The sequence below is a fragment of the Leifsonia sp. NPDC056824 genome, from assembly GCF_042789575.1.
GTDB lineage: Bacteria > Actinomycetota > Actinomycetes > Actinomycetales > Microbacteriaceae > Leifsonia.
In genome coordinates this window covers 310,493-331,622 of the sequence record NZ_JBHUAV010000003.1, presented here as the reverse complement: position 1 = coordinate 331,622, position 21,130 = coordinate 310,493, and the positions used below count along the sequence as shown (strand labels likewise).

The following is a 21,130-nucleotide window of genomic DNA, read 5'->3' as shown; positions in this document are numbered from 1 at the left end:
GACTCCCGGTCAGGTCGCCGCGCCGGCGCGGTATCCGACCCCGCGCACGGTCATGACGATCTTGGGGTTGTCCGGGTCCTGCTCCACCTTGGCGCGCAGGCGCTGGACGTGCACGTTCACCAGCCGGGTGTCGGCCTTGTAGTGGTAGCCCCAGACCTGCTCAAGCAGCATCTCGCGGGTGAACACCTGCTGCGGCTTGGAGGCCAGGGCGAGCAGGAGGTCGAACTCGAGCGGAGTGAGCGCGATGCGGCCGTCGCCGCGGCGCACCTCGTGGCCGGCGACGTCGACGACGAGGTCGCCGACGCGGAGCTGCTCGGCGGGCGGGCTGGTCGGGGCCGGGCGCAGCCGGGTGCGGATGCGGGCGACCAGCTCCTTGGGGTTGAACGGCTTGACCATGTAGTCGTCGGCGCCGGACTCGAGGCCCTTCACGACGTCCGCCGTGTCGGATTTGGCGGTCAGCATGATGACGGGCGTGCCGGACTCGGCGCGGATGCGGCCGCACACCTCGATGCCGTCGAGGCCGGGCAGCATCAGGTCGAGGAGGACGAGGTCGGGCTTGGCCGCGCGGAAGATGTCGAGCGCCTGAGCGCCGTCCTCGCAGAACACGGGGTCGAATCCCTCGGTGCGGAGCACGATGCCGATCATCTCGGCGAGGGCGGTGTCGTCGTCGACCACCAGGATGCGACTAGTCATGTCCGAAGAATCCCCTGAACCCCTCTCGGGCGGCGCGGGCCGCAACAGTATCGGGTCAAGCGTAGTCGAGGAGGCTGCACGAGCCTTGTATGCCGGCCCGGCGCGGGCTGTGGGCACGTCGAGACGGTGGAGAACCGGGTCGTCCCCGTGCCCTATCAGCGGGGCATCGGTGGGACGGCGGATGTGCCAGCATGGGAGCAACCAAACGGGGGATGAGAGGCACGGCGTGAGCGACGACCAGAGCTGGCGGGCACCTGGGGGGTCCGGGGACCCGGACGGTCAGGGCACGGGAGCCGACGGCTCCGCGCCCGCGGGGCAGCAGCCGGGTGGGCCTGCGCCGGAGCAGCCGCGGTACGGGGAGTACGCGCCGGGGTATCCGCAGCAGCCGCCGCAGCCGCCCCAGCAGGAGCAGTCGCAGCAGCCTGGATACCCGCAGCAGCCTGGATACCCGCAGCAGCCCGGCTATCCGCAGCAGCCCGGGTACCCGCAGCAGCCCGGGTACCCGCAGCAGGGATACCCGCAGCAGGGCTACCCTCAGCAGCCCGGCTACCCGCAGTACGACTATCAGCAGGCCTGGCAGCAGCAGGGCTGGCAGCAGCCCTACGACGCCACCGGCGCTCAGCCCGGCTGGGCTCCGCCGCCGAAGCCGGGGCTCATCCCGCTGCGCCCGCTGTCGTTCGGCACCCTGCTCGGCGCGCCGTTCCAGGCGCTGCGCCGCAACCCGAAGATCACCGTCGGCGCGGCCCTCCTGCTCCAGGGCGTCCCCGTGATCCTGGTCACCGCACTCCTGTACGGCGGTCTCTACCTCCTCTTCTCGCGGGTCGCGACGGCGGACGCCGCCGACCGCAGCACCATCACCGCCGGCGCGGTGGGCGGCAGCATCGTGCTCGGAGTCCTCGTCGTCGTCATCTCGGGGATCTTCAGCGCGCTGCTCCAGGGCATCATCGTCGCCGAGGTGTCGCGTGAGACGCTGGGTGAGAAGCTGAACCTGCGCGCGCTCTGGCGGCTCATCCGCTCCCGGTTCGGCGCCCTGGTCGGCTGGACGTTCCTGTGGTCGCTGTTCTGGCTGGTGGCCCTCGCGCTCGTGGTCTCCATCATCGTCGCCCTCGCGATGCTCGGCGGCACGGCCGGTGTGCTCGGCGCGGTCCTGGTGGGGATCGGCGGCAGCCTCGGCCTGCTGGCCGTCTTCATCTGGCTGTACACCAAGCTCTCGATCGTGCCGAGCGCGATCGTCATCGAGCGCCTCCCGTTCCGCTCCGCCATCGCCCGCTCCTGGCGGCTCACGACCGGCTACTTCTGGCGCACGTTCGGGGTGATCGTCCTGCTGGCGATGATCATCTACGCCGTGACCCAAGTCATCGCGTTCCCGTTCGCGATCATCGGCGGGATGCTGGGCGGCATCTTCGCGCCGACCTCGCTCAGCACCGCCGACCCGAACTCGTACAGTCAGGCCATCATCGGCCAGCTCGGCGTGAACGCGCTGTCGGCGATCGTGAGCGCGATCGTCGGCGCGATCGGCAGCGTCGCGCAGTCCGCCGCCCTCGGCCTGATCTACATCGACCTGCGGATGCGCAAGGAGGGGCTCGACCTGGAACTCGTGCGGTTCGTGGAGGCCAGGCAGACCGGCCAGGAGCTGCCCGATCCGTTCACGCAGCCCGCGCCGAGCGCGACCGCCCCGAACGCGGGCTGGCCGGGCGCCTGAGCGTGCACCTCGACATCCCGGTCGATCCGAGTTCGCCGCAGGCGCAGGACTGGATCCGCAACGAGCTCGCCAAGCCGGAGTACCAGACGGCGAAGCCGACGTGGTTCGACATCGCCTCCAAGGCGGTGCAGGACTGGCTCGCGTCGCTGCTGAACGGTCCGACCGGGAGTGCCAGTCCTGTCCTCCTCGTCGTGGTCGTGCTAATCGTGGCGGCGATCATCGTGGTCGCGTTCCTCGTGTTCGGCCGGCCGCGGGTCAACCGGCGCGCCGCGTCCACCCCGCGGGCGCTGTTCGGCGCGGGCGACGCCCGCTCGGCGGACGAGCTGCGGCGGTCGGCGGCCGACGCGGCGCGGGCAGAGGACTGGCCGCTCGCGATCGAGGAGGAGTTCCGCGCCATCGCGGCCGCACTCGACGAGCGCACCCTGGTGGAGGTCCGTCCCGGCACCACCGCGACCGAGTTCGCCGCCCAGGCCGCCCGCGCGGCGCCCGCGGAGGCGGCCGAGCTGCGTCAGGCGGCCCGGACCTTCGACGAGGTGCGCTACCTCGACCGGCCGGGCTCCGAGGCCGGCTACCGGCACCTCCTCGACCTCGACGGGCGCCTCCAGCGGGTGCGGCCGGCTCAGGAAGCGCCCAAGGGCATGACCGGGACACTCGCATGACCGGAGCACTGGCACCAGAGGCCGAGCGCCCGTCCGTGCAGGAGCCCGGCCCGGCGGACGCGCCCGCGGTCTCCCCCACCGTCCGTCGCGTCGCGCGCCGCGCCGTGCCGTGGATCATCCTCGCCGTCATCGCCGCGATCGTCGGGCTGTCCGGCGTGCTGCTGAACGGCGACCGCAGCATCGCCGGCGACCCGCTGAGCATCACCAACCCCGGCCCCGCCGGCGCCAAGGCCCTCGCGCAGGTTCTCGGCCAGCAGGGTGTGAGCGTGCGCACCGCCGGGTCGCTCGACGAGGTGCGCAGCGCCGCGGGAGACGACACCACCGTGCTCGTCTACGACCCGGCGGGCAACCTCGCCAAGCAGGGCTACGACCAGCTCAGCTCGATCGCGAGCACCATCGTGCTGGTCGAGCCCGACTTCGCCGCCCTTCAGGCACTCGCTCCCGCGGTGCACGCGGCGGGCGACCCCGGCTCCATCGTCTCCGCCGGCTGCGACCTGCCCGTCGCGCAGCGCGCGGTCCGGATCGACCCCCGGCCCACCGCCAACACCGAGGGCGTCGGATCGCCCGGCAGCTTCCGCGTGACCGGCGACGCGACCGCCTGCTTCGTGGCGTCGGGAGACCGCGCGTCGCTCGTGCGCACGACCTACCAGGGCCGCACGGTCTATCTGCTCGGGTCGGCCGCCACCCTCATGAACGACGGCGTCGACCGGCTCGGCAACGCGGCGCTCGGTCTCGGCCTCCTCGGCGAGCACCGCACGCTGGTCTGGTATCAGCCCGGCCTGCTCGACCGGCCGGTCACCGGGCCGGCCGACCTCGCGACGCTGACGCCGGGATGGGTGACGCCGGTCCTCCTGCTGCTGACGCTGGTGTTCGTCGCCGCCGCCGTGTGGCGCGGCCGCCGCTTCGGGCCGCTGGTGGTCGAGCACCTCCCCGTCGTCGTGCGCGCGGGCGAGACCCGGGAGGGCCGCGCGCGCCTCTACCAGCGGTCGTCGGCACGGCTCCGCGCCGCCGACGCGCTGCGCATCGGGGCGATCGGCCGGCTGGCCGGCCAGGTCGGCCTCCCGCGCGTGGCCACGACGGAGGAGGTCGCCGACGCCGTCGCCGCGATCACCGGCCGCGACCGGGCCGGGATCCTCCACCTGCTCCTGGAACAGCGTCCGGACAGCGACCGGGAGCTCGTCGAGCTCTCCGACCGGCTGGCCGAGCTCGAGCGCGCGACGGCCGACGCCGCCGCGCCACACAGCCCACGAACGACCGGAAGAATGGAACCATGACCGACCTCACGACCGGCTCCCACTCGGCCTCGGCAGCACCGGACGGCATCGCGCCGCCTCCGTCGCCCGGCTCCTCCGACCTGCGGCACGCGCTGGCGCGCGTGCGCGCCGAGGTGGGCAAGGCCGTCGTCGGCCAGGAAGGCGCGGTCACCGGGCTGATCATCGCGCTGCTCGCCCGCGGCCACGTCCTGCTGGAGGGCGTGCCCGGTGTCGCGAAGACGCTGCTCGTGCGCGCGCTCAGCGAGGCGCTGAGCCTCACGACCACACGCATCCAGTTCACGCCCGACCTGATGCCGGGCGACGTCACCGGCTCGCTCGTCTACGACGCGCAGACCGGCGGGTTCGTGTTCCGCGAGGGCCCCGTGTTCACGAACATCCTGCTGGCGGACGAGATCAACCGCACGCCACCGAAGACCCAGTCGGCCCTGCTGGAGGCGATGGAGGAGCGCCAGGTAAGTGTCGACGGCGTGAGCCGCCGCCTCCCCGACCCGTTCATCGTCGCGGCCACCCAGAACCCGATCGAGTACGAGGGCACCTACACCCTGCCGGAGGCCCAGCTCGACCGGTTCCTGCTCAAGCTCACCCTCGACGTGCCGGAGCGCGAGGCCGAGGTGGAGGTGCTGCGCAGGCACGCGGCCGGCTTCAACCCTCGCGACCTCGCCGGGGCGGGCGTGACGCCGGTGCTCGACGCGCGGCAGCTGGAGGCCGCCCGCGCCGCCGCCGCCTCCGTCGGCGCCAACCCGGACGTGCTCGCTTACATCGTCGACCTGGCCCGCGCCACCCGCCGCAGCCCCTCGGTGCGCCTGGGCGTCAGCCCGCGCGGCACGACCGCCCTGCTCGCCGCCGCCAAGGCCTGGGCGTGGCTGTCCGGCTACGACTCGATCACGCCGGACCACGTCCAGGCGATGCTCGTGCCCGTCTGGCGGCACCGCATCCAGCTGCGCCCCGAGGCGGAGCTGGAGGGCGTGGGCGCCGACGCCGTGCTGCGCTCGATCGTGCAGCAGGTCCAGGTTCCGATCTAGGCCCGCCGATGACCCTGTCCGGACGTTTCGTCGCCCTGCTCGCGCTGGGCGCCGTCCCCGTCGTGCTGCTCGGCGGCGCGACGGGAGCCGCCTACACCGCGCTCGGCGGCTGGGTGCTGCTGTGCCTGGTGCTCGGCGCGATCGACCTCGCGCTAGCGGCCTCCCCGCGGCGGCTGCGGCTGAGCAGGGAGCTGCCGCCGCGCGTCCGCCTGGGCGCGGAGGCCGCGAGCGAGCTTTTCGTGACGAACACCGGCGCGCGGACGCTGCGCGGCGTGCTGCGCGACGCGTGGGAGCCGTCCGCCGGGGCGGAGCCGACGCGCACCGCGATCAGCATCCCGCCCGGCGAGCGCCGCCGCGTTGTGGTGTCGCTGACGCCGTGGCGGCGAGGCGAGCGCCGGGTCGAGCAGGTCACCGTGCGCGCGTGGGGACCGCTGGGCCTCTGGGCACGGCAGGCCACGCTCTCCGCTCCCGGCCGGATCCGCGTGCTGCCGCCGTTCAACGCCCGCAAGCACCTGCCGTCGCGGCTGGCGCGGCTCCGCGAGCTGGACGGCACCACGAGCGTGATGCTGCGCGGCCAGGGCACCGAGTTCGACTCCCTGCGCGAGTACGTGCGCGGCGACGACGTGCGCTCCATCGACTGGCGGGCGACCGCCCGGCGGCACGACCCGACCGGAGGCCGCGGCGCGCGGGTGATGGTGCGCACCTGGCGGCCGGAGCGCGACCGGCGCGTCGTGCTGGTGATCGACACCGCCCGCACCTCGGCGGCGCGCATCGCGGACGAGCCGCGCATCGACACCGCGTTCGAGGCCTCGCTGCTGCTGGCGGCGCTGGCCTCCCGGGCGGGCGACCGCGTCGACCTGGTGGCGTACGACCGCGTCGTCCGAGGCCGGGTGCAGGGGGCGGCCGGCTCGGAGCTCCTCTCCCGGATGGTGGACACGATGGCGGGCATCGAGCCGGCGCTCATCGAGATGGACTGGTCGGCGGTGCCCGCCCAGGTCGGCACGCTGACCAGCCAGCGCTCGCTCGTCGTGCTGCTGACCTCGCTCGACGCGCCGGGAGGCTCGCGCGGCCTCCTCTCCGTGCTGCCGCAGCTCACCCGCAAGCACCTCGTGCTGGTGGCGAGTGTGACCGACCCGGACACGGAGGCCGCGACGACGCAGCGCGACCGCCGCGAGGACGTCTACCGGGCGGCCTCCGCCGAGCGGGCGCTGCTCGACGTGGCGCGCGTGTCGGCCGCGGTGCGCCGCCTGGGCGGCGAGGTGGTCACGGGCTCCCCCGCCGACCTCCCGCCGGCCCTCGCCGACCGCTACCTCGCGCTGAAGGCCGCCGGCCGCCTCTGAGCGCGCGTCACATTCGTACCGAATCGCGGCTCTGCCGCCGCGAAAGGCGACATTCGGCACGAATCGCGGCTTTGCCGCGGCGAAAGGCGACATTCGGCACGAATCGCGCCTTCGCCGCCGCGAAACGCCACATTCGGCACGAATCGTCGCCGGCACATTCGGCACGAATCGCGGCTTCGCCGCTGCGAAACGCGACATTCGGCACGAATCGCGGCTTCGCCGCCGCGAAAGGCGACATTCGACACGAATCGCCGCCAGCGCATTCGGCACGAATCGCGGCTTCGCCGCCGCGAAAGGCGACATTCGGCACGAATCGCGGATTTGCCGCCGCGAAAGGCGACATTCGGCACGAATCGTCGCTGGCACATTCGTGCCGAATCGCGGCTTTGCCGCCGCGAAACGCGACATTCGGCACGAATCGCGGCGCGGGGCGGCGCGTCAGCCGGCGACGACGCGGCGGTCGCCGGCCTCGAACTCGGTGAGGTCGCCGGTCTCGCCGGCGCGCACGGCGCGGCCGCCGACGAAGAGCATGTAGAAGAGGTACAGGCCGAGCGCGAGCGCGCCGATGGCGATCTTCAGCCAGACCGGGAGCGCGGACGGCGTCACGAAGCCCTCGATCAGGCCGGAGACGAACAGGCTGATCACACAGCCGATCGCGACCGTGAACAGCGCGCGGCCGTCCTCGGCGAGCGCCTGCCCGCGCGTGCGGGCGCCCGGCGCGATCCACGCCCAGAAGATCCGCAACCCGGCCGCGGCGGCGACGAACACGCTGGTGAGCTCCAGGAGGCCGTGCGGCAGGATGTACGAGAACAGCACGTCCCCGCGGCCGTACGCGAACATGACGCCCGCCGCGGTGCCGATCCCGACCGCGTTCTGGATGAGCACGTACGGCACCCAGAGCCCGGTGATCCCGAACGCGATGCACTGTGCGGCGATCCAGGCGTTCTTGGTCCACACCTGGCCCGCGAACGACGCCGCGGGGTTGTTCGAGTAGTAGTCGACGAACGAGTGGTTCACATACTGCTTCAGGGCGGCGTCGTCGCCGAGGTTGCGCAGCACGTCCGGGTTGCCGCTGATCCACAGCGCGTACAGCGTGGAGACGATGACGGTCGCGACCGCGACGGCCAGCACGATCCAGCGGATGCGGTAGAGCGCCGCGGGCAGTTGCAGGGCGAAGAACCGCGGGACCTGCGAGAACAGGTTCGAGCCGGCGCCGGTGAAGCGCAGCCGGGCGGAGGCGAGCGTCACGGAGAGCCGGTCCCCCACTGCGGTCGAGCCCGCGCTGGTCTGGATGGCCGACAGATCGGCCGCCCCGGACTGGTACAGGTCGATCAGCTCGTCGGCGTCGCGGCCGTCCAGGCGTCGGCGGCGGGCCAGCCGGGAGAGCCTCTCCCAGTCGGCGCTGTGCGCGGCAGTGTATGCGTCGAGATCCATCTGCTTGAATGATAGCCATGACGGCATCTGCGCCCCTCCTCCCGAGTGGGGGCCTTTCTGCGGCGGGACTCTCGACGGGGGGTCCTGCGACCGAGCGCGAGCTGGTCACGGGCGAGGCCGTCACCCTCGACGTCAAGCCGGCCAGCTACATCCTCCGCGCGGCGGGCACGATCATCGACTGGCTGTTCTCGATGCTCGTCATGCTCGGGTTGATCCTGATCCTGGTCAGCACCGGCGGCGGACTCGACCAGGCGCTGGTGCGCGCGCTGGTCATCCTCATCCTGGTGTTCGGGACGGTGATCCTCCCGACCGGGATGGAGCTGCTGACCCGCGGCCGTTCGCTCGGCAGGCTTGCGGTCGGCGCCCGCATCGTGCGCGACGACGGCGGCGCGACCGGTTTCCGCCACGCGTTCATCCGCGCCCTCGCCGGCGTGCTCGAGATCTACTTGAGCTTCGGCGGCATCGCCGCCCTGACCGGGCTCCTCAACTCCCGCTCCAAGCGGCTCGGCGACCTGCTGGCCGGCACCTACAGCCAGCTCGAGCGCGTCCCGCACCCGCAGCCGCTCACCCTGTACCTGCCGCCGCAGCTCGCCGGCTGGGCGCAGAACGCGGACGTCGGGAGGCTGCCCGACCGGCTGTCGCGCCGCATCGCGCAGTTCGTGCGGCAGGCTCCGCAGCTCACCGCCGCGGCCAGGTACGGGCTGAGCACCGAGCTCGCCCGCGAGGCGGCGCCGTACGTGTCGCCGCTGCCGCAGGTGGACGCCGAGGCGTTCCTCGTCGCGGTCGCCGTACTCCGCCGGCAGCGGGACGCCGCCGGCCTGGCGCTGGAGGCCGAGCGGCTGCAGCGCCTGGAGCCGGTGCTCGACGCGCTGCCGCACTCCTTCCCTGACCGCTGATCCGCCTTCCCTGTCCGCTGATCCGGCCGACCCCGCACACCCAGGAGCGCGAATGACCGAGTACCGTGCCCACTTCGACGCGAGCGTGTCGTTCGTCAACGGCGGCGGCCTGACCGCGGAGGGGTTCCGTCTCGACGTGCCGTCGGCGTCGGTCGGCGAGGCGGAGGTCGCCGAGCTCTTCGTCCGTCACCTCGGTCTGGCGCTCGTCGGCACGGTCGAGCTGCGGGGGCTGCGGATCGTGGCCGAGCCGCACCGCGGCAGCCGCGGGATGGCGACGCCGTCGCCGGACGCCCGGGCGCGCCGCGTCGTCGACCTCAGCCACCGCATCCGCGCCGGTCTGGTCACCTACCCCGGCCTCCCTGAGCCGGTCATCACCCCGCACCTCACCCGGGAGGACTCCCGCGCGCGCTACGCCGCAGGAACCGAGTTCGCGATGGACGTCATCACGATGATCGGCAACACCGGCACGTACCTCGACAGCCCGTACCACCGCTACGCGGACGGCGGCGACCTCGCCTCGCTCGACCTCGCGACGCTGGTCGGGCTGCCCGCCGAGGTGTTCCACCTGGAGGATGCGGCCGAGCGCGGCATCCCGGCCTCGGTGTTCTTCGACCGCGACCTGGCCGGCACGGCCGTGCTGCTGCACACCGGCTGGGACACCCGCTTCGGGACGCCGGCCTACGCGTCAGGCGCGCCCTACCTCACCGAGGCCGGCGCGCAGCACCTGGCCGACGCGGGCGTGACGCTGGTCGGCATCGACTCCCTCAACATCGACGACACCGAGAGCGGCGGCACGCGCCCCGCGCACAGCATCCTGCTGGCCCACGGAATTCACGTCGTGGAGCACCTGACCCGGCTGGGCGACCTGCCCGCCCGCGGCGCGCGCTTCACGGCGGCGCCGCCGGCGGTGGAAGGGTTCGGGACGTTCCCGGTGCGGGCGTTCGCGGAGGTCTGACGAGAGCCCTCCGGAGCCCTGCTCAGTCGTGCAGGATCTTCTGGAAAAGAACGTGGTCCTGCCAGCGGCCGGCGATCTTCAGGTAGTTCGGCGCGACGCCGATGCGCTCGAAGCCCGCGCGGGTGAGGACCGACTGGGAGGCGTGGTTGGCCAGCAGGGTCGCCGCCTGCACCCGGTGCAGGGCGTAGTCGTCGCGGGCGGCGTCGAGCACGGCGGTCAGCGCCACCGACACCAGGCCGCGGCCGGTGTGGCCGCGGTCGAGCCAGTAGCCGACCATCGCGCTCTGGAAGGCGCCCCGGACGATGTTGCTGAGGTCGATGCCTCCGGCGATCTCGTCCCCGTCCACGATCACGAGCGGCACCGCGGTGTCCAGCGAGCGCAGTGCCAGGAGCTCCAGCGTGCGGGTGCGCTGGCCGGCCTCCGTGAAGAACTCCTCCGAGCGCGTCGGGTCCCAGGGGGCCAGGTGGCCGCGGTTGCGGAGGTAGGCGGCGGCGAGCGCCGCGGCGTCCTCCTCCCGGCGCAGGCGCAGGAGGAGGCCGCCGGGGAGCTCCCGGTCTGCGAAGTCGAGCGCCATCAGTAGCGGTAGTGGTCGACTTTGTACGGGCCGTCGACCGGCACGCCGATGTAGGCGGCCTGCTCGTCCGTGAGGGTGGTCAGGTTGACGCCGAGGGCGGCCAGGTGGAGGCGGGCGACCTTCTCGTCCAGGTGCTTCGGGAGCACGTAGACGCCGATCGGGTAGTCCTCGGTCGAGACGAAGAGCTCGAGCTGGGCGAGCACCTGGTTGGCGAACGAGTTGCTCATCACGAAGCTCGGGTGGCCGGTGGCGTTGCCGAGGTTCATCAGGCGGCCCTCGGACAGCACCAGGACGCTGCGGCCGTTCGGCAGGCGCCACTCGTGCACCTGCGGCTTGATCTCCACCTTCTCTGCGCCGGGCAGCGCCTCCAGGGAGGCCATGTCGATCTCGTTGTCGAAGTGGCCGACGTTGGCGACGACGGCGAGGTGCTTCATCGCGAGGATGTGGTCGAGGGTCACGACGTTGACGTTGCCCGTGCCGGTGATGAGGATGTCGACCTGGTCGATGACGGACTCCAGCGTGGTCACCTGGAAGCCGTCCATCGCCGCCTGGAGGGCGTTGATCGGGTCGACCTCGCTGACGATGACGCGGGCGCCCTGGCCGCGCAGCGCCTCCGCGGCGCCCTTGCCGACGTCGCCGTAGCCGGCGACGAACGCGACCTTGCCGCCCATGAGCACGTCGGTGGCGCGGTTGAGGCCGTCCGGCAGCGAGTGGCGGATGCCGTACTTGTTGTCGAACTTGCTCTTGGTGACCGAGTCGTTGACGTTGATCGCCGGGAACAGCAGCTCGCCCTGCTTGGCCAGCTCGTAGAGGCGGTGGACGCCGGTCGTGGTCTCCTCGGTGACGCCGAGGATGCCGTCGGCGACGCGCGTCCAGCGGTCGGTCGACGTGGCCAGGGAGGCGCGCAGCGCGGCGAGGATGACGCGGTACTCGTGGCTGTCGCCCTCGGCGTCGGCGGGCACGGCGCCGGCGAGCTCGAACTCGCGGCCCTTGTGGACCAGCAGGGTGGCGTCGCCGCCGTCGTCCAGGATCAGGTTGGGGCCGGTCCAGTCGGCGCCTGCGGCTGCCGCCTCCGTGCTCCAGTCGAAGATCTGCTGGGTGCACCACCAGTACTCGTCGAGAGTCTCGCCCTTCCACGCGAACACGGGGACGCCGGCGGGCGCCTGGGCCGTGCCGTGCGGGCCGACCGCGATGGCCGCTGCGGCCTCGTCCTGCGTGGAGAAGATGTTGCAGCTCGCCCAGCGCACCTGCGCGCCGAGAGCGACCAGGGTCTCGATCAGCACGGCGGTCTGCACGGTCATGTGCAGCGAGCCGGCGATGCGGGCGCCGGCGAGCGGCTGGGAGGCGCCGAACTCCTCGCGGAGGGCCATCAGGCCGGGCATCTCGTTCTCGGCGAGCCGGATCTGGTGCCGGCCCGCCTCCGCGAGCGAGAGGTCGGCGACGCGGAACGGCAGGGACGTGTCAGTGACGGCGGAAGGCATGGGGATATTGTCCCATGCCCTCCGGATCACGCCAGCCGGATGGCTATTCGGCGCGGATGAGCGCCAGCACCTCGTCGCGGATGCGGGTCATCGTGGGGGCGTCCGCCGCCTCCACGTTGAGGCGCAGCAGCGGCTCCGTGTTGGAGGGGCGCACCGAGAACCACCAGAACGGCTCGGTCTCGTCCGTGTAACCGGTGATGGTGAGGCCGTCCAGCTCGTCGAACTCGGCGCGGCCGGTGAACGCCTCCACGACGCGCGCGTAGGCGGCAGGGACGTCCTCCACGGTCGAGTTGATCTCGCCGGACTGCGAGTACGGCGTGTACGCCGCCGCCAGCTCGGACAGCGGTCGCTCCTGCGCCCCGAACTCGGCCAGCATGTGCATCGCGGCCAGCATGCCGTTGTCGGCGCTCCAGAAGTCGCGGAAGTAGTAGTGCGCCGAGTGCTCGCCGCCGAAGACGGCGCCCGACTCGCGCATGGCCGCCTTGATGAGCGAGTGGCCCACCCGCGTGCGGTACGGGGTCGCGCCTGCGGCCTCGATCGTCTCCGGGACGATGTTGGAGGTGATCAGGTTGTGGATGACTGTGATCTCGGCGTCGGGGTCCTCGGCGCGGGCGCGGTCGATCTCGCGGAGGGCGACGATCGCGGCCACGGCGGACGGCGACACCGCGCCTCCGGTCTCGTCCACGACGAAGCAGCGGTCGGCGTCGCCGTCGAAGGCGAGGCCGAGGTCGGCGCCGTGCTCCACGACCGCGGCCTGGAGGTCGACCAGGTTCGCCGGCTCCAGCGGGTTCGCCTCGTGGTTCGGGAAAGTGCCGTCGAGCTCGAAGTACAGCGGGACGATCTCGATGGGCAGAGCGGGCAGCCCGGCGGCCTCGCCGAGCACCGCGGGAACGGTCAAGCCGCCCATGCCGTTGCCCGCGTCCACCACGATCTTGATGGGGCGGATGTCGCTGAGGTCGACCAGGCCGCGCAGGTACGCGGCGTAGTCGGCCAGGACGTCCTGCTCGCGGTACGAGCCGGGCTCGGCGACCGGCTCCATACCCTCGGCCAGGTAGACGGCCGCACGGTCGCGGATGGCGGCGAGGCCGGTGTCGAGGCTGAGGCCCTGCGCGCCGGCGCGGGAGAGCTTGATGCCGTTGTAGGTGGCCGGGTTGTGGCTCGCGGTGAACATCGCGGCGGGCGCCTGCAGCGCGCCGGAGGCGAAGTAGGACTCGTCGGTGGAGCACAGCCCGATCGATACGACGTCCGCCCCGCGGGCCTGCGCACCCCGCGCGAACGCGGCGGCGAACTCCGGGGAGGAGTCGCGCATGTCGTGGCCGACCACGACCTCCGACCCTGCTGCGCCGATCTCGTCGACGAACGCCGCGGCGATCGCGGTCACGATCTCGGGGGTCAGGCCGCTGCCGACCAGCCCGCGCACATCGTAGGTCTTGATCACTGCGGAGAGGGCGTCGCGGTAGTCGTCGATCGAGTCAGATGAGTGCACCCGGTCACACTACTTGATCGAGCCCTACCTGATGTCGCCGAAGACCTCGTGCCGCACGATCTGCCAGCCCTGCGGCGCGGACAGGCGCTCGGCGTGGATGGCGCACAGGTCGTACGAGTGCGGCTCGTGGTTGAGGCTGAGCGGGCCCAGCACCGCCATCGAGTCCGCGTAGACGTACGTCAGCGTCGACACGGCGTCGCGCGGACACGCGACACGGGAACACGGGCGGCTCAACATCGGCCTCAGACTACCGGAGCCCCACCGACGTAGGATTGCGACATGCCCCGCAACCGCCGCACCAGCAGCAACCCCCCGGCGACCAGCCGGTGGCGCAGCCGTCACGGCCGCGGCGCACGCGGACCGGTCACGGGTCCGCATCTGCCGATGCTGCAGAACCGCATCGACTTCTTCGACATGACCGTGGCCTCCACCGCCGACTACCTCAAGGGCGTCTGGCCGGAGGAGTTGGCGGACGTGCACTTCGAGGTCGCCGCCACGCCGATGGGCAACACCGGCAGCGACGGCGTCGACCGCTGGTACGTCGACCACGCACGCCGGCGCGTCGTGCTCTACCGCGTGCCCATCCAGCGGCTGACCAAGCTGCACCGCGACGACGACCTGCACCGCAGGATGTACATCGAGGGCTGCGTCTTCCGTGCGGTCGCCGAGTTGCTCGGCAAGGACCCGTGGGACCTCGCGCCCGACCGCTTCCGGCACTTCTGAGCCGAAGCGTGGCCGCAACCCGGCGTGAGCCGGGCGTCAGTGCGGGTAGACCTCGATCGCAGCCGCGAGCGGGCCGGCCGGCGAGACCGCGAACGCGCTCGTCTGGCCGTCTCCGATGAAGCTGACGCTCACCACCAGGCCGTCGCCTCCGGTGATCGTGTAGCGCCCGCTGGGCACCACCGCGCCAGTGCCGCCCTCCGCGGGCACGGTGAGCGGGATCGGCGCGCCCGAGGCGGGCTGGATCTTCACCTTGACGTCCTTGTCCGCGGCGTTGGCGAAGTGCACGCGCGCGCCGGGTCCCGGCGGCACGGCGACGAGCTGGGAGTCCGTGATCGGCGGGGACGACACGAACCAGGCGAAGTCACGCGTCTTGGTCCCGATGACCGAGGTGCGGACGGCGGCGACGACGGGCACGTTCGAGCGGACCGTGACGTCGAAGTTGCCGTCCTTGAGGTGGTCGAGCGGGATCTCGGCGACGTTGCCCGCCTTCACGGTCTGCGCGTACGAGTTGCCCGCGGCCGTGCCGGTCTCCCCGACGGCGCCGACCGTGATCTGGGCGTCCTGGGTCCCCGGCACGAAGACGCGCACGGTCGGGAACTCGACGCTGACGGCCTCCGCGGACTGCGCGGCGGTGACGGCGGCGAGCGAGTTGATGGTCACCCCGGAAATCGTCTGCACCTGGGAGGGCGCGCCCGTCGGGCCGGCCAGCTCCACGCCGCGCGGGTCGATGCCCTGCTCGAAGCTCTGCTGCATGGTGGCCACGACGGCGCCGCCGGTGGTGCTCACATGGACGACGGGCGCGGTGGCGGAGGGCGCGAGGCCCGCGAGCGGGACGACCTTCTGCGCGCCGGCGGGGACCAGGATGCCGGTCGCGCCCGGCGCCGCGACCCGGCCGGTCTCGGTGTAGATGTCGAGGTTGACGGTCGCGTCGACGGACGTCGGGTTGGACAGCAGCACGAGGCTGGTCTGGCCGAGCGTGGTCGCGCCGGCGACGAGCCAGCTGTCGGCGCTCGCCTCGCCGCACGAGGCGGCGGCCAGCCCGGCGAGGTCCTGGCTGCTGACGCTCTGGACCTGGGCGCCCGCGAACAGCGGAGGACGGGTGGCGCCCTGCGGGGTCGTGGCCGTCAGCGCGAGCGGGGCCTGGTCGGCCGACTCGGTGGAGGCGTCCGGCTTGAGGTTCCGGGTCTGGGTGTCCGGCCCGTCGGTGCCGTAGACGGGCGAGAACCGCCCGATGGCGCTCGGCTGCGAGGCCTGTCCAGCGTCGGCGGCGAGGGCGAGCACGGGTCCGGGGCACACGCGCTGCTGGTCGGCCGGGACCGGGTGGACGGTCTTCGACGGCGCGTCGATGGCGAAGCCGGACAGCGGGAGCAGGGTCGCGCCGGCGATGACGGCGGCGGCGATCCCGATGCCGACGAGGCCTCCGATCGCGCGGACGCCGCCCTGGGCGAGGGCACGGCGGTCAGCCACGGTCGCTCCTCTCGATGGCGGGACGGGGCCGGATGATGGTCTCGTCGAGGCCTTCCTCCAGCGTGGTCGGTGCGTCGAACGAGATGGCGGCCTGGAGGGCGAAGTCGTGGGCGGTGGCGTTCGGGCCCGTGGCGGGCTCCGGCAGCGCGGGCTCCTGCGCTGTGAGGTGGCTCGGCTCCGGCTTCGGGGCCGTGGTCTCCTCCGGCTCGGGATGCGCCTCGCGCGCCTCGTCCTCGTCCGCGGACTCGATGACGGCCTCGTCCTCCGGCTCGGCGTCCCATTCGTCCAGGCTCTCGCCCGCGACGGGGATGTCCCCGTCCGACGGCGGGAGGGGCTCGTCGTCCGGCTCGATGGCGGGAGGCTCCCCGCCGTGCTTGCGTGCGGGGCGGCGGGAGTTCAGCTCGGAGACGCGGTCGGCGGACCGCGTGGTCGGGATGGCCAGCAGCAGTGTGAAGCCGACGATCAGCCCCTGGATCAGGAGCACGATCACGCGCCACATCCCGCCCGCGTCCGGCGGGATCAGCGCAGCGGGCGGCTCGACGGTCGTGCCGCTGCTGAAGGCCCACAGCGAGCCGGTCGTGGTCTGCCCGACGGGCGCGAGCAGCGAGTTCGCGTCCATCGCGACGCTCGCCCGCGTCCGGGTGGCGTCGGCCGCCGTGGTGTCCGGCTTGGTCCCGACGTGCTCGTCCAGCGCCGTCGCCGACGGGGTGAGCAGCACGAAGTCGATGCCGAGCCGCTTCAGCTCGCCGGAGGCGTCGAAGCCGCTGCGCGAGGCGAGGTTGCCGGCGAGCGTCGCCAGCTCCTGCTGACCGGACGACAGCGAGCGCCCGGTCGAGCTGAGCGTGGTCTGGCCGTCGAGGGTCTGCCCGGCTCCGCGGACGACCTCCGCCCGGATGCCGCCGTCCGGCTGCGGGGTGATCCGCAGCGTGCCGGTGCGCGGCTGGGTCGAGGCCTTGGCCGTCACCACCGCCGGCATCGTCCGGCCGTCGCTCGCCGTCACCAGGGCTTGGCCGTCGTGCGTGGCGATCGCCGACGGCACGGCCGCGATCGCGATGGTCGCCATCGCCACCCAGGCCGGTGCGAGCGCGCCGCGCCGGAGGGCGGAGAGCGCGAGCACGGCGGCGCCGATGAGGCCGAGCCAGTAGAGGCTCACGGCGCTCCCCGGCCAGATCGGGACGACCGCCGACCCGGAGACCGCCAGCTCGACGTGCAGCGCCGTCACGGCGGTGAGGAAACCGGCGAGCGCGACCAGCAGCGCGACGACCGCCCTGACCGTTCCGCGCAGGAACAGCGCGAGGATCGCGAGGATGCCGAGCGGCGCGAGCAGGATGGGCACGATGATGGTGCTGGGCAGGGCGCCGAGCCCGAACGCGTGCGCGAGGGCGTGCCAGCCGCCGAGCGCGCCGTCGGGGAAGCCGAGCGCGAGCTGCCACGCGGGCGTCTGCCTGGCGTCGAGCGGCACGCCCGGGTCGGCGAAGATCGAGAGCCACGCCCCGCGGGAGGCCTGCTGCCAGACCAGCGGCGCGAACAGCACGACGGCCGGCAGCGGGATGAAGACGATGCGCGCGGCGCGGCGGCCGGCGAACACGATGGCGGCGATCCAGGCGATCACGAGCGCCGGGATGAGCACGGGGGCGCAGGCGACGGTCGCGGCCGCGATCAGGGCGGTCGTCGCGCTGGCCGTCCACGAGCGGCGGGCGGCGAGTCCCGCGAAGAACAGCCACGGCAGCAGGATGTGCGCGAGCACGGCGCCGGGGCGGCCGCCCTGCAGCGCGACGAACAGCGTCGGAGCCAGCGCGTAGACGACGGCGGCGAACGCGCGGAGGGTCGGCCGGACGGTCAGCCGTGCGGCGGCGAGCCAGGCGCCGAGGGCCGCGAGCGGCAGGGCGAGCAGCCAGAGCGCCACGAGCGACACGCTCGGCTGCCAGAAGGTGAGGGTGCCGAGGACGGCGAGCACAGCGGAGAACGGGTCGGCGGCTCCGGTGAAGCCGAGGTTGATGTCGCGCCAGCCGTAGCCGAGGTTCGCCCAGAGGTCGCCGACGGAGGTGTTCAGTGGCAGCATCCCGCCGCCGGTGATCGCGCCGGAGCCGGCCAGCGGGTAGAAGAGGAGGACGCCGACGGCCAGCATCGCGAGCACCGTCCAGCCGCCGCCCGTGCCCCAGAAGTCGAGCTCCTGACGCTCACCGTGCTGGCGGACCATCGCCGCCTCGCGCTTGAGCGCACGACCGCGCCGCACCTCGGCGAACGGCAGCCGCAGCGGCGCGATGGCCGCCCAGCCGACGGTGCGGGCGCGGGAGAGCCGTCGGCGGGCGTTGCCGACCGCCATCCCGGAGAACGCGACCCGGAAGGCCGCGCCGAGCTCGCCGCCGACCGAGCCGGGCTCCTTGCGGAGCAGGCGCACGATGGAGCGCAGGATCGCCAGCGGCACGAGCGTCAGCCAGTGCGGCACGAGCGCCCAGCCCGGCGCGTAGACCATCCGGCGGTGGAGCTGCGCCCTGCGGCGCTCCCCCGCGAGCTTGCGGCGCACCGACCACTTGCGGGACAGGTTGGGGCCGGCCAGGCCGTCGCCGCCGACGGCGACCCTGGCCTGCGCGACGAGCGTCACGCGGTAGCCGGCCAGCCGCGCCCTGGTGCAGAAGTCGAGCCCGGTGTCGATGGCGGGCAGGGCCGGGTCGAAGCCGTCGAGGGCGTCCCACACCGGCTGACGGACGAGCATCCCGGCGGTCGACACGGCGAGCACGTCGCTCAGGCCGTCGTGCTGGGCCTGGTCGAGCTCGTTCTCGACCAGCGGGAGGGAGGCGCCGAAGGGCGTCATCGACTCGCCGAACTCGCGGATGAACGCGGCGTCGTCGGCGTCCACCAGCTTGGGGCCGACGACGGCGACGGACGGCGAGACCTCGAGAGCGCCGATCAGCGCGGCCAGGGCCTCCGGCTCCGGCGCGGTGTCGTGGGCGAGCAGCCAGAGCAGCTCGTCCGACGAGGTCGTGGGCGGGAGCACGCGCACGGCGGTGGCGATGGCCGTGCCGAAGGACAGCTTCTCCGGGCTGCGGAGGAGCTGGGTGGGCTTGGCGTCGGCGAGGAGGCGGGCGGCGTCGTCCGTGCTCGCGCAGTCGACGGCGATCACGGCGTCCGGCTGTCGGGTCTGTGCCGCGAGGGCGTCGAGAGTGCGCTGCAGGCTGCTGCCGCCGCTCGGGGCGACGACGATGGCGGTGACTCTCGGATACATCGGGAGTCAGCCTAAGTTGGGGCTGCGCCGATCCCGGTAGTGCATCGGGCGCGGCGCGTATTCGACCCGGCTCAGCCCGCGCGCTTGCGGAGCTTGCGACGCTCGCGCTCCGAGAGCCCGCCCCAGATCCCGAACCGCTCGTCGTTGGCGAGCGCGTATTCGAGGCACTGGGACCGGACTTCGCACGAGGTGCAGATCCGCTTGGCGTCGCGAGTGGAGCCGCCCTTCTCGGGGAAGAACGCCTCCGGATCCGTCTGCGCGCACAGGGCGTCGGACTGCCAGGCGAGCGGGTTGTCGTCCTCGACAGCCGCTGCCCGGACTCCCGGAACCCCGAGTCGAACCGGATCCACGAACCAGTCGTCGGGTACCCCAGAACGATATTCAGGAATTGCCATATCGGTTCCCCACCCTCTAACTGACGTACACGTTTGTCGTGTCGCAATAATTACACCGTTGTCATTCGCTTCCGTCAAGTCGCGAATCGTAAAGCCTTAACGCCTGGTCGAGAGTTCACGACGCGCCGAGGCACGACAACAATCGCGACACGCCCGACCTGTCTACCCCCATCGACCTGCAGGTCAGGACGCCGCCTGCCGTGCTTCCCAGGCGCTGCCTACCATTTCCTCGAGGGAGTGGCGCATCTTCCAGTCGAGGTCGCGCGCGGCGAGCTCTCCTGAGGCAACGATCCTCGCCGGGTCCCCCGGCCGTCGAGGCCCCACTTCTGGGGTGAAGGCGATTCCGGTCACGCGGGCCACCGTCGACATGATCTCGCCCACGCTGACCCCGTCGCCGCTGCCCAGGTTGTAGACCGGCTGGATCGGCTCCCCCGCGTCCAGGCGCTTGGCCGCCGCGACGTGCGAGACGGCGAGGTCGGCGACGTGGATGTAGTCGCGCACGCAGGTGCCGTCCGGCGTCGGGTAGTCGTCGCCGTTGACCCGCGGGGTCCGGCCGGCGACGAGGGCGTCGAAGACCAGCGGGAAGAGGTTGTGCGGGCTGGTGTCGCGCAGCGCGGGGTCGCCGGAGCCGACGACGTTGAAGTAGCGCAGCGAGGTGTGGCGGAGGCTCGCGGCGACGCCCTGGTCGCGCAGCAGCCACTCCCCGATCAGCTTGGACTCGCCGTACGGCGACTCCGGGCTCTTCGGGGTGGACTCGGTGACCAGGTCGACGTCCGGGGTGCCGTACACCGCGGCGGACGAGGAGAAGACGATCGCGTCGACCCCCGCCTCCTGCATCGCGGCGAGCAGCACGGCGGTGGCGGTGACGTTCTGCTCGTAGGTGTGCAGCGGCCGCTGCACGGACACGCCCGCGTACTTGAAGCCGGCGACGTGCACGACGCCGGACACGGTGTTCTCCCGGAAGATCCGCTCCAGCAGGGCGCCGTCGAGGATGGTGCCGCGGTAGAAGGGCACGTCGGCCGGGACGAACTCCTCGTGCCCGCTGGACAGGTCGTCGACCACGACGACGTCGATGCCTTCGGCGCGGAACGCCTGCACGACATGGGAGCCGATGTAGCCGGCCCCTCCGGTCACCAACCACGCCACGGGCGTCCTCCTGCTCATTCGCGATCCTGGGGTCCCGGCCACCTTATCGTTCCCGGGATGGACGCCAGGCGGCCGCCGTTCGCCTAGCGTCGATGCTGTGCGCACCATCACCGCCATCCGGATCTGGCTCGCCGTCTTCATCGTCGGCCTCGTGCTGAGCGGGGTGACGGCCTTCCCGCTCCAGGCGGAGCTGACCCTGCTGTCCCAGACGCTGCACGGGTCTCCCGCGCCCGGACTCCTGCCCGGGCTGGTCGAGTGGGTGGACAGGGTGCGTCACGCGCTCGACGACAGCGGCACGCGCTATCCGTTCCTGTCCTACGGAACCGACTGGCTGGCGTTCGCGCACCTCGTCATCGCCGTCGCGTTCATCGGCCCGCTGGTCGACCCTGTGCGCAATGTCTGGGTGATCTGGTTCGGGGTCATCGCCTGCGCCGGGGTGATCCCGCTCGCGCTCATCGCGGGAGGCATCCGCGGCATCCCGCTCGGCTGGCAGCTCATCGACATGTCCTTCGGCCTGCTCGGCGTGATCCCCCTCCTGATCGCCCTCCGCCTCACCACCCGCCTCCCGACCCCCCACACCCCCGCCGAGACGTGAGTCGTTGCGGGTTCAGCTCGCGCGATTCCCGCAACGACTCACGTCTCGGCGGTGTGGTGGAG

At 72.6% G+C, this 21,130-nt stretch carries 19 protein-coding genes and 1 pseudogene; 9 read left to right on the top strand and 11 right to left on the bottom strand.

The genetic code is table 11. The features are described from left to right. Nucleotides 1-9 precede the first annotated feature (9 nt). Nucleotides 10-693 carry an MtrAB system response regulator MtrA gene (gene mtrA / locus ACFRFH_RS14370; RefSeq protein ID WP_345836715.1) on the bottom strand — a complete coding sequence of 228 codons (684 nt, stop codon included), beginning with the start codon at nt 691-693 and terminating at the stop codon, nt 10-12. 226 nt (nt 694-919) lie between these two features. On the opposite strand from mtrA, the gene ACFRFH_RS14365 reads away from it, so the two are divergent. From ACFRFH_RS14365 to ACFRFH_RS14345, 5 genes are read left to right on the top strand one after another with little or no spacing between them, the layout of a single operon-like run. Continuing rightward, the gene (locus ACFRFH_RS14365) at nt 920-2,395 is read left to right on the top strand and encodes a hypothetical protein (RefSeq protein WP_382463677.1); all 1,476 of its coding nucleotides are present in this window, start codon (nt 920-922) and stop codon (nt 2,393-2,395) included. Nucleotides 2,396-2,397: 2 nt separating this feature from the next. Then, on the top strand, nt 2,398-3,054 hold the full coding sequence (locus ACFRFH_RS14360) for a DUF4129 domain-containing protein (protein WP_382463676.1): 657 nt from the start codon (nt 2,398-2,400) through the stop codon (nt 3,052-3,054). Then, nucleotides 3,051-4,328 (top strand): DUF4350 domain-containing protein, encoded by a 1,278-nt coding sequence (locus ACFRFH_RS14355; RefSeq protein WP_382463675.1) that lies wholly within the window; start codon nt 3,051-3,053, stop codon nt 4,326-4,328. Before ACFRFH_RS14360 ends, ACFRFH_RS14355 begins: the two co-directional genes overlap by 4 nt. Beyond that, complete coding sequence (locus tag ACFRFH_RS14350; RefSeq protein WP_382463674.1) at nt 4,325-5,350, top strand: AAA family ATPase; 1,026 nt, start codon at nt 4,325-4,327, stop codon at nt 5,348-5,350. Before ACFRFH_RS14355 ends, ACFRFH_RS14350 begins: the two co-directional genes overlap by 4 nt. An 8-nt stretch (nt 5,351-5,358) precedes the next feature. Beyond that, entirely contained in the window at nt 5,359-6,690 is a 1,332-nt protein-coding gene (locus ACFRFH_RS14345) for a DUF58 domain-containing protein (protein WP_382463673.1), read from the top strand. 7 nt (nt 6,691-6,697) lie between these two features. On the opposite strand, the gene ACFRFH_RS14340 is transcribed toward ACFRFH_RS14345, so the two are convergent. Both ACFRFH_RS14340 and ACFRFH_RS14335 read right to left on the bottom strand, forming a co-directional pair. Further along, nucleotides 6,698-7,105 carry a hypothetical protein gene (locus ACFRFH_RS14340; RefSeq protein ID WP_382463672.1) on the bottom strand — a complete coding sequence of 136 codons (408 nt, stop codon included), beginning with the start codon at nt 7,103-7,105 and terminating at the stop codon, nt 6,698-6,700. A 23-nt stretch (nt 7,106-7,128) separates the two neighbouring features. Next, nucleotides 7,129-8,124, bottom strand: coding sequence for a stage II sporulation protein M (locus tag ACFRFH_RS14335; protein ID WP_382463671.1), 996 nt, complete (start codon nt 8,122-8,124; stop codon nt 7,129-7,131). A gap of 17 nt (nt 8,125-8,141) precedes the next feature. Here ACFRFH_RS14335 and ACFRFH_RS14330 point away from each other — a divergent pair, with 17 nt between their 5' ends. Beyond that, complete coding sequence (locus ACFRFH_RS14330) at nt 8,142-9,020, top strand: RDD family protein (protein WP_382463670.1); 879 nt, start codon at nt 8,142-8,144, stop codon at nt 9,018-9,020. A 52-nt stretch (nt 9,021-9,072) separates the two neighbouring features. After that, nucleotides 9,073-9,975, top strand: a complete 903-nt coding sequence (locus ACFRFH_RS14325; protein WP_382463669.1) for a cyclase family protein — start codon at nt 9,073-9,075, stop codon at nt 9,973-9,975. A gap of 22 nt (nt 9,976-9,997) precedes the next feature. Here ACFRFH_RS14325 and ACFRFH_RS14320 read toward each other — a convergent pair whose 3' ends face one another. The 4 genes and pseudogenes from ACFRFH_RS14320 to ACFRFH_RS14305 all read right to left on the bottom strand — a co-directional run. Beyond that, entirely contained in the window at nt 9,998-10,549 is a 552-nt protein-coding gene (locus ACFRFH_RS14320; protein ID WP_382463668.1) for a GNAT family N-acetyltransferase, read from the bottom strand. Continuing rightward, nucleotides 10,549-12,030 (bottom strand): adenosylhomocysteinase, encoded by a 1,482-nt coding sequence (ahcY, locus tag ACFRFH_RS14315; RefSeq protein ID WP_382463667.1) that lies wholly within the window; start codon nt 12,028-12,030, stop codon nt 10,549-10,551. Before ahcY ends, ACFRFH_RS14320 begins: the two co-directional genes overlap by 1 nt. A gap of 43 nt (nt 12,031-12,073) precedes the next feature. Continuing rightward, complete coding sequence (locus ACFRFH_RS14310; RefSeq protein ID WP_382463666.1) at nt 12,074-13,516, bottom strand: phosphomannomutase/phosphoglucomutase; 1,443 nt, start codon at nt 13,514-13,516, stop codon at nt 12,074-12,076. Between the two features lie 51 nt (nt 13,517-13,567). After that, nucleotides 13,568-13,753: pseudogene (locus ACFRFH_RS14305) on the bottom strand (DUF3499 family protein); the annotation flags it as partial. A gap of 42 nt (nt 13,754-13,795) precedes the next feature. On the opposite strand from ACFRFH_RS14305, the gene ACFRFH_RS14300 reads away from it, so the two are divergent. After that, nucleotides 13,796-14,239 (top strand): metallopeptidase family protein, encoded by a 444-nt coding sequence (locus ACFRFH_RS14300; protein ID WP_382457175.1) that lies wholly within the window; start codon nt 13,796-13,798, stop codon nt 14,237-14,239. A 36-nt stretch (nt 14,240-14,275) separates the two neighbouring features. Here ACFRFH_RS14300 and ACFRFH_RS14295 read toward each other — a convergent pair whose 3' ends face one another. The 4 genes from ACFRFH_RS14295 to galE all read right to left on the bottom strand — a co-directional run bounded on the left by ACFRFH_RS14295 (nt 14,276) and on the right by galE (nt 20,473). Beyond that, a complete protein-coding gene (locus tag ACFRFH_RS14295; protein WP_382463665.1) occupies nt 14,276-15,706 on the bottom strand; it encodes a DUF5719 family protein in 1,431 nt (476 codons plus the stop codon). Then, nucleotides 15,699-18,932, bottom strand: coding sequence for a glycosyltransferase (locus tag ACFRFH_RS14290; protein ID WP_382463664.1), 3,234 nt, complete (start codon nt 18,930-18,932; stop codon nt 15,699-15,701). Before ACFRFH_RS14290 ends, ACFRFH_RS14295 begins: the two co-directional genes overlap by 8 nt. A gap of 71 nt (nt 18,933-19,003) precedes the next feature. Further along, entirely contained in the window at nt 19,004-19,327 is a 324-nt protein-coding gene (locus ACFRFH_RS14285) for a WhiB family transcriptional regulator (protein WP_382463663.1), read from the bottom strand. Between the two features lie 183 nt (nt 19,328-19,510). After that, nucleotides 19,511-20,473: a UDP-glucose 4-epimerase GalE gene (gene galE / locus ACFRFH_RS14280; protein WP_345836732.1), complete on the bottom strand. Its 963-nt coding sequence runs from the start codon at nt 20,471-20,473 to the stop codon at nt 19,511-19,513. A gap of 97 nt (nt 20,474-20,570) precedes the next feature. Between galE and ACFRFH_RS14275 the strand changes: the two genes are divergently transcribed. Further along, nucleotides 20,571-21,068, top strand: coding sequence for a hypothetical protein (locus tag ACFRFH_RS14275; RefSeq protein WP_382463662.1), 498 nt, complete (start codon nt 20,571-20,573; stop codon nt 21,066-21,068). Nucleotides 21,069-21,130: the final 62 nt, after the last annotated feature.

Excerpts from the sequence above, each read along its gene's own strand:
- mtrA (WP_345836715.1), bottom strand. The coding sequence starts at position 693 with ATGACTAGTCGCATCCTGGTGGTCGACGACGACACCGCCCTCGCCGAG.
- ACFRFH_RS14355 (WP_382463675.1), top strand. The coding sequence starts at position 3,051 with ATGACCGGAGCACTGGCACCAGAGGCCGAGCGCCCGTCCGTGCAGGAG.
- ACFRFH_RS14350 (WP_382463674.1), top strand. The coding sequence starts at position 4,325 with ATGACCGACCTCACGACCGGCTCCCACTCGGCCTCGGCAGCACCGGAC.
- ACFRFH_RS14345 (WP_382463673.1), top strand. The coding sequence starts at position 5,359 with ATGACCCTGTCCGGACGTTTCGTCGCCCTGCTCGCGCTGGGCGCCGTC.
- ACFRFH_RS14335 (WP_382463671.1), bottom strand. The coding sequence starts at position 8,124 with ATGGATCTCGACGCATACACTGCCGCGCACAGCGCCGACTGGGAGAGG.
- ACFRFH_RS14330 (WP_382463670.1), top strand. The coding sequence starts at position 8,142 with ATGACGGCATCTGCGCCCCTCCTCCCGAGTGGGGGCCTTTCTGCGGCG.
- ACFRFH_RS14325 (WP_382463669.1), top strand. The coding sequence starts at position 9,073 with ATGACCGAGTACCGTGCCCACTTCGACGCGAGCGTGTCGTTCGTCAAC.
- ACFRFH_RS14320 (WP_382463668.1), bottom strand. The coding sequence starts at position 10,549 with ATGGCGCTCGACTTCGCAGACCGGGAGCTCCCCGGCGGCCTCCTCCTG.
- ahcY (WP_382463667.1), bottom strand. The coding sequence starts at position 12,030 with ATGCCTTCCGCCGTCACTGACACGTCCCTGCCGTTCCGCGTCGCCGAC.
- ACFRFH_RS14300 (WP_382457175.1), top strand. The coding sequence starts at position 13,796 with ATGCCCCGCAACCGCCGCACCAGCAGCAACCCCCCGGCGACCAGCCGG.
- ACFRFH_RS14290 (WP_382463664.1), bottom strand. The coding sequence starts at position 18,932 with ATGTATCCGAGAGTCACCGCCATCGTCGTCGCCCCGAGCGGCGGCAGC.
- ACFRFH_RS14285 (WP_382463663.1), bottom strand. The coding sequence starts at position 19,327 with ATGGCAATTCCTGAATATCGTTCTGGGGTACCCGACGACTGGTTCGTG.